Here is a 16840-nt window from a genome sequence, read left to right as displayed (position 1 = left end):
TCGCCAGGGTCATCGCCTCGATCTGATCGTGGGACGTAGGCAATCCTCACATGCCGGTTCTATGATCGTAGGTGGGGGGCGATCAAGCCGCCCCGGCGCGGCTAGGCCCCGTCGGGGCGGTCCCAGAAACGCAGCGCGCGACAGGCCTCGACAAACCGGCCGGCGTCCGTGCCCGCCGCAACGGCGATAAAGCCGTCATCGAGATCATCCGGCAACCCGACCTTGGCGAATAGCTTCATGGCCGGCTCGGTGAAACCGATAAACTTGTAGTGGGCATACGCATCACTGGCGAAATCTCGGGCAGGCGGAAGTTTCAGCAACCCCAATATGCCTTCGTCTGACGGCAGAAGTGCCACTGCATCAAACAACACCGAAGGGCCGCCGTCGATCTTGTGATGCGCGGGTTGCAGCGTGCCATCGCTCAACGTCGCCCCACCGATCGTCGGCGCGATCAGCTCAAAAGTCGCACCCTCGGCCTCAATCGCAGCCTGCAGATCGGCGAGCAATTGGGCATCCGTGCCGTCGGTGATCAGCACTCCAACCTTGCGGCCGGCGAAGGAGGGCGGCGGATTTTTCAGGATGCTCAATAGATCTGACGGTGGCAGGTCGGTTCGCGGTTCCTGCGCCGGCGTGGCTGCCGCGGGTAGGGATTTCATGCCAAGCCCGTCGGCCACCGTCTGCGCCAGATCGTTATCGACATTAAGAAGATGCGCCACCATCCGCTCGCGGATGGCCGGGAATTCGCACTTGCTCAATTCGAATACCAGTGCATCGCCAATGTGGCGTTGCTCGACCAGGCTCTGGCTGATGAAGAACTGGCGTGCCTGGCTGTAGTGGTCAGAAAAACTCTCCGGGCGCTGCCGAACCTTTGGGCCCTCCGCCTCCTGCGGAAAAGTCTGGAATCCGTGCTCTGTCGATTCCCGCGGACCGCCGACGTCCGGGCCCCAGGAATTGGGCTCGTAATTGGCGCGGCCACGCGGGTTCTGGAACGCCATATGGCCATCCTGCTGAAAGTGGTGAAACGGACATTTCGGCGCGTTGATTGGCAGTTGCGCGAAGTTGGGGCCACCCAAGCGTTTAAGCTGCGTATCAAGGTAGGAAAAATTGCGGCCCTGCAACAGTGGATCGTTGGAGAACTCAATGCCGGGCGGGACGTTCTGGGTCATGAAGGCGACCTGCTCGGTCTCGGCGAAGAAATTTTCCGGCATCCGGTTTAGCACCAGGCGGCCTACTGGTTCGGCTGGCAGGAGTTCTTCGGGAATGAGTTTCGTGGGGTCTAGCACATCGAAATCGAAGCTATCGGCAAAGGCCTGGTCGAACACCTGCAGGCACAGTTCCCACTCAGGATAGTTGCCCGACTGGATCGTGTTCCACAGATCGCGGCGATGGAAATCGGGATCGGCGCCGTTGATCTTGACCGCCTCGTTCCATACCACCGATTGCATGCCCAACTTGGGCTTCCAGATGAACTTCACAAAGTTCGACTCGCCCTTGGCGTTGACCAGTCGGAAGGTGTGGACGCCAAAACCCTGCATGAAGCGGAAGGAGCGTGGTAGGGCGCGGTCCGACATCACCCACATGATCATGTGCATGGCTTCGGGGGTCAACGAAATGAAATCCCAGAAATTGTCGTGCGCGCTCTGTGCCTGCGGAAAGGCCTTGTCAGGCTCGGGCTTGACGGAATGGATCACGTCGGGAAATTTGATAGCGTCCTGGATGAAGAATACCGGGATATTGTTGCCCACCAGATCCCAATTGCCTTCCTGGGTGTAAAATTTGACGGCGAAGCCACGCACGTCGCGTGCCAAATCAAACGATCCTTTGGATCCAGCCACGGTCGAGAAACGCACGAAGACAGGAGTTTGCTCGCCCTCCCGCTGGAAAATGTCGGCGCGCGTAATCTTGCTCAACGATTTGTAAGTCTCGAAAAAACCGTGGGCGCCATAGCCCCGCGCATGCACCACGCGCTCTGGAATACGCTCATGGTCGAAATGAAATATCTTCTCGCGAAAATGGGCGTCCTCAATGAGGGTTGGGCCCCGCGCACCTTGCTTAAGCGAGTTCTGATCGTCGGCAACGGGTATGCCGTGTTGAGTGGTAAGAACAACGTAGCCGTCCTCGGCAGTTTGATGGGTCTCGCCACCGTGACCGCAGGGGATTTCCTGGTCGCCATAGGTAGCCTGTTGCCCGCTTGTCGACTTCGAACGTCTGGCCATGATCGCCTCCACACATGCTTGCTGCGCAACATCAATCGAAGCTGAGGATAAACGTTCCGTGCCGGCAGAAAATCGTCGATGCGCCCGCTTTTCCGACCGATCGTGCCCGATGCGATGAGATCCGGCGCTATCAGGTGACGTGGAGATAATTTCGCCCGGCCAATTTGTACAAGTCACCTCTTCTCCAGAGGTTGCGGCAACGATTCATTCATCGCTCCGTTATGAGACCGACTCCAACACAGGATAGCGCCATGGCGACCTCCAAAGAGATGACACTTGACGACCTTTTCCTCGACACCCTTAAGGACATTTATTACGCCGAGAAGCAGATCGTGAAAGCTTTGCCAAAGATGGCCAAGGCAGCTCAGGATCCCGCCCTTAAGGCCGGGTTCGAAAAGCATATGGACGAAACCCAGGGCCACATCGATCGCCTTGAGCAGGTGTTCGACATCATCGGCAAGCCCGCCCGCGGTAAGACCTGCGACGCAATCTTGGGCATTCTCGAGGAAGGCAAGTCGATCATGGACGAATTCAAAGGCACAGTGGCCTTGGATGCGGGCCTGATCGCTGCGGGCCAGGCCGTCGAGCACTATGAGATGGCCCGCTATGGAACCTTGCGCACGTGGGCAACACGTCTCGGCTATGCTGATGCCGCCAAACTGTTCGAGACGACACTTTTGGAGGAGCGTGCTACAGACCAGGCGTTGACCCAACTTGCCGAGGCCGGCGGTGACAACGCCAAGGCCGCCTAGACACGACCTACGGCGCAGGCTTCAGTCTGCGCCTTTTCACGAGCGCTGTTTTGCGGTGCCGACATACATAAAGCGGGGCCAAGTCAATTACCTCTTGAAATTTAAAGTTGAACTTTCGCCACAGGCTGTGGTGGACTTGCCCCAAATTAGCTCAACACCTTACGGACAAGTTCCTCGCGGCTAGTCTCAAATTATCAAGATCAAGTCGTGATGGCCCCCGTCAAGCGCGACGCGAAGAGCGCCGCCCACGATACTCATTTCGGCCCCGTCGAGAAGGGCATGGGTTGGGGAAGATCTATCCGCGGCCGCCTCAACCCGGAGATCGTAGCGTGTCGCGCCGATCCTGATGATCGCCTCATACCCCGGCCACGCCCCGGGTAGCACCGGCTCAACGATTAGAAAGCCGCCTTCGCGGCGCAGGCCGAGTATGCCTTCGATCCCAGCGCGATACATCCATCCGGCCGAACCAGTATACCAGGTCCATCCCCCGCGTCCGGCATGGGGCGGCACCGAGTAGACATCAGCGGCGACCACAAAGGGCTCGACCTTGTAGCGCTCGGCCTCCTCGCGAGTCCGCGCGTGGTTGATTGGATTAAGCAGGGCGAAGAGTTCGCTTGCCTTGTCGCCCTCACCAAGCTTTGCATATGCCAAGATCGCCCACATGGCGGCATGGCTGTATTGTCCGCCATTTTCGCGCAGGCCCGGGGGATAGCCCTTGATATACCCCGGATCATGCGGGGTATGGTCGAACGGCGGCGTGAACAGCAGGGCGAGGCCTTCGTCGCGGCGGATCAGCCGGCGCTCAAGCGACGTCATCGCTTCCGCTGCCCGGGCGTTATCCGCCGCCCCGGACAATACAGCCCAGGACTGAGCGATCGAATCGATCTGGCATTCCAGGCTGTCTTTCGAGCCGAGCCAGGTGCCGTCGTCGAAGGTCGCGCGGCGATACCACTGGCCATCCCAGGCCTCGCGCTCGATTGCTGCGCGAACGCGCTCAGCATGGATGCGCCAGCGCTTAGCCCGTGCGGCATCGCGCGTCTCGGCCAACGGCGCCAACAAGGTGATGGTGCGCAGCAGTAGCCAGGCGAGCCACACGCTCTCGCCCTTACCCGCTTCACCGACCCGATTCATGCCGTCATTCCAGTCCCCGGTTCCCATCAATGGCAGGTCGTGCTCGCCGGTCAGTTCGAGGCATTGGTCAAGGCCCCGCGCGCAGTGCTCGAATAACGATGCCGTTTCGTCCGCCGGCATCGGCTGGAAAAAAGCGTCGTGTTCGCCAGGGCCCAAGGCTGCGCCTTCGAGAAATGGCACCATCTCATCGAGGATCGCCGCATCGCCCGAGGCGGCGATATAGGTGGCGGTGGCGAAACCGAGCCACACGCGATCGTCGGAGATGCGGGTGCGCACCCCCTGGCCGGTATGCGGCAGCCACCAATGCTGAACATCGCCCTCCCGAAATTGCCGGCCGGCAGCGCGCAGCAGATGATGGCGCGTCATTTCCGGCTGCGCGAAGGTCAGCGCCATACCGTCCTGCAATTGGTCACGGAAGCCATATGCCCCACTCGCCTGGTAGAAGGCGGAGCGCGCCCAGATGCGGCAGGCCAGCGTCTGGTAGAGCAACCAGCCGTTCAGCATGATATCCATAGCGCGATCGGGCGTCTTGACTTGGATGCTGCCGAGCATAGTGTCCCAATGCTCGCCGACTTGCGTGAAGATCGCGTCGAGATCGGCAGCGCGATAGCGGGCGAGCAGCGCACGGGCCTCCTGGGGGGAGGCGCTCTGGCCAAGGAATGAGATGATCTCGACTTCCTGCCCCGCAGCGATCTCCAAGACCGTGCAGAGCGCCGCGCACGGGTCAAGCCCAGCGCCGGTTGTGTTCAACAGGGGTCCCTTGCGGCTTAAAGCGGCCGGCGCTGCTGTGCTGCCGCCGCGGCCGAGGAACTCGGTGCGATCGCCCGTCCAACAGCTCTGCCGGCCACTCAAGTCGGCGAAGGCAACACGGCCAGGAAAGGCGATGCTCCAGGGATTGCGGGCGAACATCGCGCCGGTCTCGGCATCAATCTCGCTCGCCACGAATGGTCCTGAGGCGCCCCGTGCCGTACCCAGGGTCCATTCCGCATAGGCGGTGACAGATACGCGCCGCGGCCGGTCGGAGAGGTTTTTGATTGTCAGGCGCGATATCTTGATCGAGTCGGCCAGAGGCACGTATTGCAGGAGGCCGAGCGCCAGGCCACCGGCCTCATGCTCGAACTTGCTGTAACCGCGGCCATGGCGGGCGATATAGGTCCCACCATCGCGGATCGGGCGAGCGGTAGGGCTCCAGAGCTCAAGGCTGTCCTCGTCGCGCACATACATTGCCTCGCCAGCGGGGTCGGTAACCGCATCGTTCGACCAAGGCGTCAGCTGGTTCTCTCGGCTGTTTTCGGCCCAAGTATAACCGCTCCCTTCGGCCGAAGCCTGGAAGCCGAAGGTCGGGTTGGCGATGACGTTGATCCACGGCGCCGGTGTGGTCGCGCCGGCTTGCAGCACGCTCACATACTCGCGCCCGTCTTGATCGAAGCCGCCGATGCCATTGAAGAATTCGAGATCGGGAATCGTCGCCGGCGCGGTCGGCGCGGTTGTGGGTTCCCGGCGTGGAGACGTTGTCGCCGTCGCCTCGGGCAGCAGCGGTAGCCGCGCCAATTGTTCCGCGATCGATCCGCGACGCGCCACGATAACGATGCGAGCGACGGCCTGGAGCAACGATCTGGCTTCCATGCTCATCAAGTCGGCACGCAGGACGTAAGCCGACCCTTGAGCCAGTTCCGCCCCGAAGCGCGGCCGTGACTGGCTACTGCGGATGGCGGTCTCGATCGCGATCTGCAGATCCTGAACATAGGACGAGGCCCGCTCGTTGATAATGACGAGGTCAACCGCCAAGCGTTTCATGCGCCAGTATTCGTGCGCCCGCAGCAGCTGGCGGACCCGATCGATATCCTCGATGTCGTCGATCCGCACGAGCACGATCGGCAGGTCGCCCGATATTGAATGCGGCCACAAGCCCGATTGCGGGCCCGACCCGCGCACCATCGCATCCGAAGGCACTCGAAAGCGTCGGTCGGCGTAAAGGATCGGACTGGCCAGCCGCTGGAAGTCAGCGGCTTCTTCGGGCTTGACGTCGAGATGGCGCAACTGCACCTGGCCCTGGGTCCAGGCCAGCGTCTTGGCCCGATCGAACGCGCTGCGATCATGATGGCGATCGACCAGATCCAAAAGCTCGGCGCGCGAGCCAGCCACCAAGGTCCAAAAGGCGACGCGCGCGACCTGTCCCGGCCCGACCGTGATGCGCTGGCGCAGCGAGAACACCGGATCGAGAACCGTCCCCACCGTGTTGGAGAGGGTGCCCGCGTCCAGGATCGCCGCAGCCGAGGCCAGGCTACGGCCACGGCCGATAAAGCGGGCGCGGTCGGATTCGTATTGTGGATCGGCGGCTATTTCGCCTTCGACAACCGCAATATGGGCCGCCCAGATCCGTGGCTCGTCGGCTGACCGCGGCCGGCGGGTCGCGATCAGAGCCCCGAACTCCGCCAGATATTCGGTCTCGACAAACATCTTGGCGAACGCAGGATGAGCATTGTCGGTCGCGGGCGTGGTCAGAACAAGCTCAGCATAGGACGTGAGTTCGATCTCACGCGCCTGGCGGCCGCTATTGGTCAAGGTCACTTGGCGCACCTCGCCATCATCCTCCGCCGAAATCAGCACATGGGTTACGGTGGTCAGCGAGCCGTCGTGGCGGATGAACTCCGCATGGTCCTCCCCGAAAATGACGGACTGGCTGTCCGCATCGTCGCCGAACGGCCGCGGACTCGATGACCAGACGGTGCCTGACGCCACGTCGCGCATGAAAATGAAGGAGCCTTGCTGGTCAAGGGTCGCATCCTCCTGCCAGCGCGTGATCGCGATATCGCGCCAGCGGCTATACCCGGAGCCGGCGGCTGTAAGCATCAAGGCATAGCGCCCGTTCGACAACAGGTGCGTCACCGGCGCACCGGTGAGCGGCGGCGTCAAACGCCGTACCGTCGCCATCCCGCGATCGGCCTCCTGCGCCGACGCCTTGACCTCTTCGGCGCGCGGATGCGCTGCGGCGATGTCGCGGGGCATACGTTCTTGAAGCAGCAGCTCGCTGGCACGAATCATCGGTTCACGGTGAAAGCGCTCGCGCATCCGCCCACCCGAAACCGCGTTGTGGATGGCGACGATCGTCATGCCCTGATGGTGGGCCATGAAGTTGCGGACGACGGCGAACTCCTCGCTGTCGGCAAGCCGGGAACGGGTGAAATCGATCGCTTCGAAGAAGCCGTAGCGGCCGCGCCCGCCCATCTCGGCCAACCGGCCGTAGTTGCGCAGCGCCCCCTGCGCATCGACCATCGTGGCGAGCCCGCTGGCATAGGGGGCAATGACCTGGTTGTCGGCAAGGCCTCGCTTCAGGCCCAGGCCCGGTACGCCGAAGTTGGAGTATTGATAGGTGAATTCCATGTCGCGGGCGTTGTAGGCTGACTCCGAGATGCCCCACGGAATACCGAGCGCCCGGCCATAGGCCTGCTGGCGTTCGACGACCCGACGGTTGGTCTCGTCCAGCAGGCTCCCCTCGGGAGCCCGCATCACCAGTGACGGCATCAAGTATTCGAACATGGATCCGGACCAGGAAATCAATGCCGAGCCCTTGCCGATCGGCGTGGCGGTCCGTCCCAAACGGAACCAGTGGCGTGTGGGAGCATCACCTTTGGCAATGGCAAAAAGGCTCGCCAATCGGGCTTCCGAGGCGAGGAGATCGTAGCAGCTGGGGTCAAGCCGGTTGTCCGCGACGGAATAGCCGATCGACAGGAGCTTGCGCTCGGGATCGATCAAGAAAGCGAAGTCCATCGCCTGAGCCATGTCGCGAGCGGCACCGGCGAGTTTTTTAAGGCGTCGTTTCAAACTTCGAGGCGCATCGGCGACCTGCAACCGGTCGCGGCTGTGCTGAGCCACCGCCTTACCGATCGCCTCTGTCCAAAACACGAGGTCAGAGTTTTGGTCGCCGTCGGGGAGGGTTAGTTCTCGGGCAATCCCGGCCGCCTTTTCTGTCAGCCGCTTGAGTGTCGCAAGCAACGCGTCGATCGATTGTGCGCCGTTCAGTTCGCTGTCGATCGTCTCGATCAACGCCGCGAACTCAGCGCTCCCCGTGGGCAAGGACGCGGCGGCCTCTCGCGCCATAGCCAGGCCGTCCGCCAGCCCGGTGCGCGGATCGACGGCGAGCGGAGCCTCGGCCCATTCCTCGCACGCATTGGCGAGCGCGATTAGATGACCTGCCAGGTTGCCGCTGTCGACCGAGGACACATAGACCGGCTCGAGCGCCCGCAGATCCTGTGTGTCGTACCAATTGAACAGATGGCCCTTGAACCGCGGCAGCCTGTTCAACGTCGCGAAGCTCGCCTCCAGCCGTTCGACGGTTTCCGTCGTGCCAGCCCAGCCGAAGTCGCGGGCGGCGACGGCAGACAGCAGATAGAGGCCAATATTGGTGGGCGATGTGCGGTGAGCCACCGCCGGCCTCGGATCCTCCTGAAAGTTATCCGGTGGCAGCATATTTTCAGCGGCCGTCACGAAGGTTTCGAAAAAGCGCCAGGTGCGGCGGGCGATCAGGCGCAGCGCGCCTGCCTCGGCTGGGGAAATCTGCAGGCGGCGTGCAGCGCTCGGCGAGCGGCTGACGCTCCAGGCAATGGCGGGTGCCGCAAGCCACAGCGCCGCGAAGGGCAGTACAACCGGCCAAGACGCCATGCTGACGGACAGTGCGGCAGCGCCCAGCGCCACCCCGGTCACGGTGCCGGGGGCCATCCTATGGTACAGGCCAGCCAGGTCAGGTCGCGGACGTCTGGCGGACTGGGCGGCGGTCGTCCATTCCAGCAGATCGCGACGCGTCACGAACACCCGCCACACCGTCCTGATGACCGCATCGCCGGTTTGCCAGGCTTGGTCAGGCAAAAACGCCAGCGACAACCAGATCTGTGCGGCAGCAATCTGCAGGTCGGCCCACACCCGCCCGAGATGATTGCGAATGCGAATGCCGCGGCGTTGCGGCGACAATGAAAAAGCAACCGGCAGAAAGGCAGGAATGGCGATTGTCAGAATCGCGAACAAGAGCGCGACCAGCGACGCCGGTGCCGTTAAAAACCAGCACAAGGCGAATAGCGCCAAGGTACACGGCGCCAGCACGGACCGCCGCAGATTGTCCAGCATCTTGGCGCGACCGATCGGCGACAGCGCCATGGGTCCAGTCCGCGCACCGAGCAGCCAGGGCAAAAGCTGCCAGTCGCCCCGCGTCCAACGATGTCGGCGTAAGGTGGCGACGTCGTATCGCGCTGGAAATTCCTCGACCAGTTCGACGTCCGAAGCAAGTCCGGCCCGCGCGAAGGTGCCTTCGAACAGGTCATGGCTCAGCATCGTGTTGTCCGGCACCCGGCCGGCCAGCGCCGCCTCGAAGGCGTCGACGTCGTAGATGCCCTTGCCTGTAAACGAGCCCTCGCCGAACAGATCCTGGTAGACATCCGAGATGGCCGCCGCATAGGGGTCGATGCCGCCGGGACTGGAAAACACGCGCTGGTAGAACGAGCCTTGACTGCCGATCGGAAGTGAAGGGGTAACCCGCGGCTGCAGGATGGCGTAGCCGCCAACGACCCGCTGGGTGGCCATGTCGAAGCCGGGCCGGTTCAGCGGATGCGCCATCTTGCCGATCAGGCGCTGTGCCGCATCGCGCGGCAACCGCGTATCGGCGTCAAGGGTGATGACGTACCGCACGTCTGGCGGCACCGCGGGAGCACGGCCGGCGATGGGCGCGTACGAGGTGTCGTTGGCGCCGCGCAACAGGCGGTTCAACTCGGCCAGCTTGCCCCGCTTGCGCTCCCAGCCCATCCAGACGCCCTGGCTAGCGTTGAACAGCCGGCGGCGGTGCAGCACGAGGAAACGATCACCGGCAGGTCCGGGCCCATGGCGCCGGTTGAGGGCGTCGATGGCCTTGGCGGCGGCATCGAGCAGGGGCGCATCGGTCTCCAGCATCTCCCGATCGGCATCGGCACCATCGAGCAAGAGCGCGAATGTCAGATCACCACCTGTTCCGGAGAGATAATGCACTTCCAACCGCGCCACCTCATCGAGCAATTCGGCTTCCTGGCCGAGGAGCGTCGGTACTGCGACAAGCGTTCTCAAATCACTGGGAACCCCATCGGCCAACTCGAGGCCCGGCAGGCTCCTTGCGCTGAAGCTGCGGGTCACGACGCGGTCGACAACGGCCGTTGCGGCGTCTGTGGCCGGCAGGAAACCAAAAAAGACGAACGCTACGAGCCAGCCTACCTCTGCCCCCACCAAGCCCAACGTCCAGAGCGCCACACCCAGAATGAGCCCCGCAAGGACCAGAATTGCGCCGAGATAGCCACGAACGCCCAGCCGGATACCAAAGCGTGCCGTCCACAGCCGCGCGGGTGGCCGAAAATCGACGGCGCGTTCCAGCTTCTGCCGTCCCTCTCCCACCAGATGGTAACCGGGGTCGCCGCGGCGCTCTGCCTCGATCGCAACCGGCGCCTGAGCCGCGGCGTCCCATGACGCCTTCAGCGCCTGTTCGGCGATCTCGATCTCGCTGTGCGACGAGCCGCGCGCCAATTGCTCGATCGCACTGCGATAAAGGTCGCGGGTCGAGAAGTCCATTTTGGCGAAAGCACTTCCGCTGCGCAGTCGGTCGTCGACGAGGCTCACGCTCTCGAACAGCTCCGCCCAATCGATGTCTGAGATTTGCCGCATACTGGTGATGACATTACGCACCGTCACGTTGGAGGCACCCTGCCGCTGCTGTGCGTGAGCGACAACCTCGTCGATCGAGGTGTCCTGACGCTCGAGACGCTCTTCCAACCATTGCAGGGCCGGGGTGGTTCTGGGGTCCTGATCCCGCATCCGTTTGGCCAATTGTGCCGCAAAGCGTTCCGACAATGCGTCCGCCGGCCGCGACGCCATGTCGGCTTCGAGGGCGATGCGGCTTTGCTCGGGCAAAAGGAGCCGGTCGGCCAAGACGTCGGCATCGGCACGCGCCAGGCGCCCGATGGTTATCTGGTCTGCCAGCCGTCGTAGATTTTCGACCAGCACGATTCGCAGTGTGATCGCCAAGGCCCAGAGTTCGCCGATGCTAAGAGGCTGCACCCGCTGATAGGCAGTGATGTACCGACGCAGCGTCTCTGGATCGAAATGGCTGTCGGTGTGAGCGACAAAAGCCCACGCCAAACCGAAGACGCGCGGATAACCGGCGAAAGGACCTTCGGCCAATTTGGGCAATTGTCGATAAAAGCCCGGCGGTAAGTCGGTGCGGATTTCGCGAACTTGCTCCTCGACGAGATGATAGTTGTCCAGTAGCCATTCAGCGGCCGGCTCGACGGCATCGCCAGTTTCCAGTTGCTGTGCACTGTCGCGATAGGCTCTGAGGAGGGTTTTGGCATTATCCTCCAAGCGCCGCCGCAGCGAGGGCACACGGAGTGGGCTTTTGGTCACCCCCTGGGCCGCGGCGAGGCTCTCGGCGTGCTGCTCCAATCGCTCGACGCCGAACAACTCCTCACGAACAGGTGCAGGGTCGCTCCAGATATCGGGGCGGCGTTGCCCCAGGAGCCAAGACAACGACATCGGGAGCATAAGGCCCTTTCAAGATAGCGTTGGACATATGTCTGTCTCCAAGGTGAAATCAGATCCACCCGGCCGGACCGATGCAGCCGTCCATGCCATCCCATTTACCGACCGGAACCGGCCGCAGGAGAAAATACGCACAACCACAAAGTTGCAGCTATCCGCAACCGCATGCGCGCAAGGTGCGATGACGCAGATGATCCACGGTGCCGCGCGATCCCAACTCTGCGGCGTTCCAACCAAACGAAAAAGACGGGCTTGGAAAGCCCGTCTTTGTTAGTTTAGCGCTTGACGTGGTCTGCAGCCTTTTTGACGGCATCCTTTGTCCTACCGGAAGCCTGTTTAACGTTGCCGACCGCCTCATGTCGGCTGCCCCTGTAGGGGAGTTATAGTTGGTCATTTAGGCCTCACGGGTAGCCCACATTGAGGGGTGCGAACAAACTGCGTACAACGACCGCCAGCGTCGTAATGTAGAAAGCATGCGCTCGCCACGATTACGGTCGAACGTGCGGGCATCAAATGCGTTCCCATTGTGGCCACCGAAAGGGCTGGCATGTCAGCAAGCAGCTCAGGGCAGGGCCAGCCTCGGTGGAAACGGGCTCCGCGCGCTGCGGGCGTTTGGGCCGGCTTGGGAATGGAAGTGCTACGCGGCGCCCGTTTTTGGCGCGTTCCTGGCGGCTAGTAGGCGAGTCTAGTCTGCTAACCTCGAATGGAGTGGTGCTGGTATTCACACTATGTCGCTTGGGCTATCCGGTACTCGCTGCTTTCCGTCTTGGGGGCTCTGCCGGGTGCTGGTAACGCCGAAGAGTCCGCGTGCCGCCCCGGGCGGGATTAGCCGAGCAGACATCACGATCCAGACTAATGCGAAATGGGGTTCACTCAAGCGAAGGACGATCCACCGGGCCTCGCGGAGGTCTTCACGGCATCTAGAAGGCGAAAGACGAACGCACCCAAGCGCTTGGATGTGCGTCCCAACGCGACTTTCCACGACCAGCTTTTAATTCCAAGATATTGGAGTTCCGAAGCATCGGGCGTTGCGGCCGGGCCTTCCAGGCCAAGGCCTTGAACTGTTATTGGCCCCATGGGCGAGTTCGTTGTCCGTCACGCTTAGCGTCCTCCTGTGGGTCTGGTTTGGAATAGAGTCGAACCATCGTCAAGGCACCATTGACCCCCATGGAGTAGACCCTTGCCCTCAATGGCCTCGGACCAAGGTTACCATTGCCACGCACGAGGTCTTCGCCGAGAGCCAGTCGAGCTGCGTGTTCCGCAGTGTCGGCCAGTAGTCGAAATTCTGCCGGATCGGCGACCACCGTACGGCAGTCTATAACTCGAAATTCTGTCGTCATGACCACTCTCGCTAGCAAATGGGCGAGACTGCCGATCCTTGTTGGGGGCAAGGATCGGCAGCTCTTCCGCCGTTAGAGGTCACTACCGGTGGAAACTGATGAAGCCTTTCCCGCCGCCTTTGTTCCACATGGCGCTCTTGGGCTAGATATCGCGTTCAAGTGCTGCCGGCACACTAAACATAAAAAGCCCTTCGCCGTATGCGTCGGCGAGATCAGTTACATTCGGAAATCGAAGTGACAGAACCTGCTAATCATTCAGGCGATCGCTGATGCTGAGGATCAGGCAGACCGGGCGATCTTTTTCGCCATGCTCGCGGCCTTTGCCCTCCTGCCAACGCCACAGATAGATCTGATAATATCGCCTCGGCTGAAGCGATCAGTTATCCTTGGAGGCCTGATAGTCGGCGGAATCCTGTTCGAGCTGCGCGCTGAACATTTTAGCAAAATCGGCCGGCATCTCGCCGGCGCCGTAAGCTCGGCGCAGATCGTCGTTGTTCATCATGCGCTCGAACACATCGGCGGGGACGACGACAACCGACGCGCGACCATGTTTTGTGAGCGTGATGGGGGCGCGCATGGCTTCGTCATGATGACGCCCGAAGTGACGGACAAACTCAGCAGACGTAATGGTTTTGCTGTTAATCTTGGCTTAGTCTCCATATTCTGTAATGTACAGAAAACACAGAAAATCACAAAAACGAAGTGCCAGCACGTTGCCGCAGATCGGTGGTTGGCCGATCAGGCGGGGCCAGCCTCGGCTGCTGGCTCGTCGGCCTGTGGGCCACGGGGTTGCAGTTTGTGCAGGAAGGTGGCGGCGCGTTCCGCATGGGCAGCGACTCGGAATATGGCCCGTTTGTCCTCTTTCAGCACTTCTAGCCACGACGCGAAATAGGCGGCATGATCGTCGCGCGGATCGAAATTCGGCGCCGATGAAACAGGCTCGGAGTTCGGCAATCAGTTCCTCCCGGGCATAGTCCTTGGTGCCAAAGGGATTCTTGATTTCAGGGGACAGGCGGGTTTTATGCGCGGTCCAGTGGATCATCTAATGAGCAGGGGGGCGCCGCGTGCGCTTCGGCGCTGACGAACGCCTCAAACAATGGCATGGCAATGCAGTTATTGGCGAGCTGATAGGACGCCCTGTTGCCGCCGTTTAGGATCGCCGCCCCCGTGTTGGCGAAAAAGGCGTCGGCATGGTCCATGCGCTGTTTAGTTATCGGCGCATCGGCGGACATGGCCACGATGCGGAAGCGGTCGGGCAGACCGTCCACCTGATCGGCATTGAAGACGCATAGGGCCTTTTTTAGGAACGGGATGGGGCTTTCCTCGTCCTCTCCATTGTCGTTGGTCTCGGTGCGCTCGATGGCTCCGAGATAAACAACGGCTGCGGCCTTCTCGCCCTTGCGGACCTGCCCGCCGAGGTCTTTGGCCTGCCGATAGGTCATGCAGTAGTTCGATCCATAACGGCAGGCCTGCGCCTGCATCGACAACAACAGGATTGATGCCGCGATAGGCAACGCTATTGGCGCATAAGGGCTGGGTCTGAACCCGGGGTGCCATCGGTCCATGGTTTTGACCATGGGCGGGTGCCTGCTTCCAGTTGCTCGATGATTTTGGTGGTCACGCGCTCGTAAACATCGGCGCGGGGCAGGGCGGTTTCGTCGCCCGCTCGCGCGGTCTTGGTGCTGGCGATGCGCTTGGTTTTGGTCCGTGTGGTCATTTTTCGCTCTCCTAATCTGGCCCAAAGGGAGCAGAGGCCATGCCTCTGCCTCCGAGGTGTCCGCGACCGGATCGACGAGAGGGGGGCGAGGATGGGGATTATCCAAGCGAGGGGCCTGTGCAAATCCGCATGTGCGGATCTGCACCGATCCTGCAGCGCTGGCCGGAGGCCGGATGTGAAGATAGGGAAACCCCGTCGCAGCCCTAGCAGGGGAGAGCGCGCCGGGCGGTCTTTCCCCTTCAGAGGGAGAAAATAGGTCGCCCCTGTCACGCGGCCGCGATCCGACCTGGCCGGGTCCGCCGGATGACCGCAGCACCCGCGATCGTTATGCGCAAAGGCGGAGACTTCTTTGGCTCGGCGCGCCTAGCGAATATATCGCCCAACCTCGACCTCTTGCTCGCCTGCGGACAAATAAATACCTTCTATTGGTGATTGATTTTTGCAAAGAAAAACGCCGGCATGTGCATAGGCGGGGCTGAAGGGCTTCGGAGATGTCGCGCAGGGGCAAACCTGCAATAACTTATCGCCCGTTCGTGAGTTGGGTTCCCGCTTCAGCTTGTCGTGCCGCTGGAAACTAAGGTAATCCTATCTGAGGATGAGCCGATGTCGCTTGTCCATGAGCGATAGCATAGGCGACTGCCTCTCCGAATAGGCGCCGCCGTTGCGCGAGGCGCCGGCTCATCGTGGTGACGGTCGCGGGCCAATCCCGGCCTAACCAATCCATCATGCCCTTCCTCACGGGTGAAAACGCAAAACCCCTGCGTTGCGAGTTCCTCATCGACCTTAACCGACCTGAACATGGCATCTGCGGTGTCGATGGTCGTGAAATACTGCCAGCCTTTCCGCAGACTAGGCGGTAACGCCGCCTCTTGCCTCTCCGGCAGGACCAGAACCGAGGTCTGGAGCGCGCCATTCGGGCGTGTAATGGATACCGCAACTCGCATGGCCAACCTCCTGAAAGTTGGGGCCGCCATTCCGTGGGGGCTCGGCGGCGCCTCCGCCGCTGAAGGTGACGCAGCGGCTAGCCACCCATCGTCACCGCCTTCCTTCGTTCCAACACACTTCATGTCTGCGTCACTTGGTATTAAATGCGCGATTCTTGTTGCTCAATCCGACAATAGAGCCGCACCATGGTCAGGCCCCCGCCGCCTTGGAAGTAGACCCTGGCTCGTAATTCGGCTGGATTTGGGCTGCCGCGCACGAGGTGTTCGCCCAAAACTAAACGCGCAGCGTGTTCCGGAGTGTCTGCCATCACACCGATCTCGGCGAACGCGTTGAGTTCGGTTCGACAGTCCACAACTTGAAATCGTTTTGTCATTCGAACCCCAGATTGGAAATATAGGCGAGGCCGCCAACTCCCCTCCCGAGAGCGGTCGGCAGCCTCGTCCGCCGCTAGAGGGTAGTCCACGGCAACTGCTTTAAATCCTCGCCGCTGCCTTCGTTCCAATGGCCTCGCTCACGCGGGGCCTTTTCATTCACATCGACGGAGACTGCGATGCCCCTACACAGACCTTCCGCGCCAAAGCGCCTGCTATTGTCACAATGCTGCTAGCCGATTTCCCCTTGGATCCCAGTGATGGGTTCGAGGTGGTCGGCTATGCGGGCCATGAAAGCAAAGGCCTCACGACCTTGCAAAAAATCCGACCGTCCAGGACTTCAAGGGTGGCCCGGGGGTCGTTCCAGTGGACTGGCCGCGCCGCCGGCGCATTCGACGCCTATTGCAAGCGCAACGAGCTCGACCAGACCAGCGACAGGGCGAATTCAGGGTGAGAAACGTCTGCCAATACCCATGAGAAACCATCTTCGACATCGTCACCTCTGGTGTCGAACAGGTTGGGCTTTTCGCTGTGAGCAACTGCGACCGTGGTCCCAACTAGAAGGATCATCTAAGAAAATCCTAAGTGGCTCCAATCCAAAAATTGGCACCGGATGCCAAGCCAATGTTTTACCAATCCTTAAAACCTCATAGGTAAGCGTTGGATGTCCCAGTAGGGGCGTCGCGAATAAAACGCTCCAGAAGGAAAGAAGAATGGCAAATATCAATTTGACGGCAGCCGTCCGTTCAAACCTGTCGGCTCTCCAGGGCACCGCGACCCTGATGGCCAAGACCCAGGACCGCCTTTCGACCGGCAACAA

The 16840-nt window shown here is 61.4% G+C and carries 9 protein-coding genes and 1 pseudogene; 1 reads left to right on the top strand and 9 read right to left on the bottom strand.

The annotated features are described in order from the left end of the window. Window positions 1–101: 101 nt before the first annotated feature. Window positions 102–2216 (bottom strand): catalase, encoded by a 2115-nt coding sequence (locus tag ABIB57_RS26485; protein ID WP_354044474.1) that lies wholly within the window; start codon window positions 2214–2216, stop codon window positions 102–104. A 251-nt stretch (window positions 2217–2467) separates the two neighbouring features. Between ABIB57_RS26485 and ABIB57_RS26480 the strand changes: the two genes are divergently transcribed. Continuing rightward, window positions 2468–2968 carry a YciE/YciF ferroxidase family protein gene (locus tag ABIB57_RS26480; protein ID WP_354044435.1) on the top strand — a complete coding sequence of 167 codons (501 nt, stop codon included), beginning with the start codon at window positions 2468–2470 and terminating at the stop codon, window positions 2966–2968. Window positions 2969–3154: 186 nt separating this feature from the next. Here ABIB57_RS26480 and ABIB57_RS26475 read toward each other — a convergent pair whose 3' ends face one another. The 8 genes and pseudogenes from ABIB57_RS26475 to ABIB57_RS26440 all read right to left on the bottom strand — a co-directional run bounded on the left by ABIB57_RS26475 (window position 3155) and on the right by ABIB57_RS26440 (window position 16590). Then, window positions 3155–11650, bottom strand: a complete 8496-nt coding sequence (locus ABIB57_RS26475) for a glycoside hydrolase family 94 protein (protein ID WP_354044434.1) — start codon at window positions 11648–11650, stop codon at window positions 3155–3157. 1713 nt (window positions 11651–13363) lie between these two features. Next, complete coding sequence (locus ABIB57_RS26470; protein WP_354044472.1) at window positions 13364–13615, bottom strand: type II toxin-antitoxin system prevent-host-death family antitoxin; 252 nt, start codon at window positions 13613–13615, stop codon at window positions 13364–13366. Window positions 13616–13725: 110 nt separating this feature from the next. Next, on the bottom strand, window positions 13726–13941 hold the full coding sequence (locus ABIB57_RS26465) for a zincin-like metallopeptidase domain-containing protein (protein ID WP_354044432.1): 216 nt from the start codon (window positions 13939–13941) through the stop codon (window positions 13726–13728). Window positions 13942–13960: 19 nt separating this feature from the next. Continuing rightward, window positions 13961–14029 (bottom strand): annotated as a pseudogene (locus ABIB57_RS26460) (hypothetical protein); the annotation flags it as partial. Then, window positions 14007–14429, bottom strand: coding sequence for an ArdC-like ssDNA-binding domain-containing protein (locus tag ABIB57_RS26455; protein WP_354044431.1), 423 nt, complete (start codon window positions 14427–14429; stop codon window positions 14007–14009). The pseudogene ABIB57_RS26460 and the gene ABIB57_RS26455, both read right to left, overlap by 23 nt. Window positions 14430–14503: 74 nt before the next feature. Further along, a complete protein-coding gene (locus ABIB57_RS26450) occupies window positions 14504–14704 on the bottom strand; it encodes an ArdC-like ssDNA-binding domain-containing protein (protein ID WP_354044429.1) in 201 nt (66 codons plus the stop codon). 1084 nt (window positions 14705–15788) lie between these two features. Then, window positions 15789–16022, bottom strand: coding sequence for a hypothetical protein (locus ABIB57_RS26445; RefSeq protein WP_354044428.1), 234 nt, complete (start codon window positions 16020–16022; stop codon window positions 15789–15791). 397 nt (window positions 16023–16419) lie between these two features. Further along, window positions 16420–16590 carry a hypothetical protein gene (locus ABIB57_RS26440; protein ID WP_354044427.1) on the bottom strand — a complete coding sequence of 57 codons (171 nt, stop codon included), beginning with the start codon at window positions 16588–16590 and terminating at the stop codon, window positions 16420–16422. Window positions 16591–16840 lie beyond the last annotated feature (250 nt).

The organism is Devosia sp. UYZn731 (assembly GCF_040546795.1).
Classification (GTDB): Bacteria; Pseudomonadota; Alphaproteobacteria; order Rhizobiales; family Devosiaceae; genus Devosia.
The sequence above is the reverse complement of the archived record's forward strand: the minus strand, read 5'-3'. Positions and strand labels throughout refer to the sequence as shown.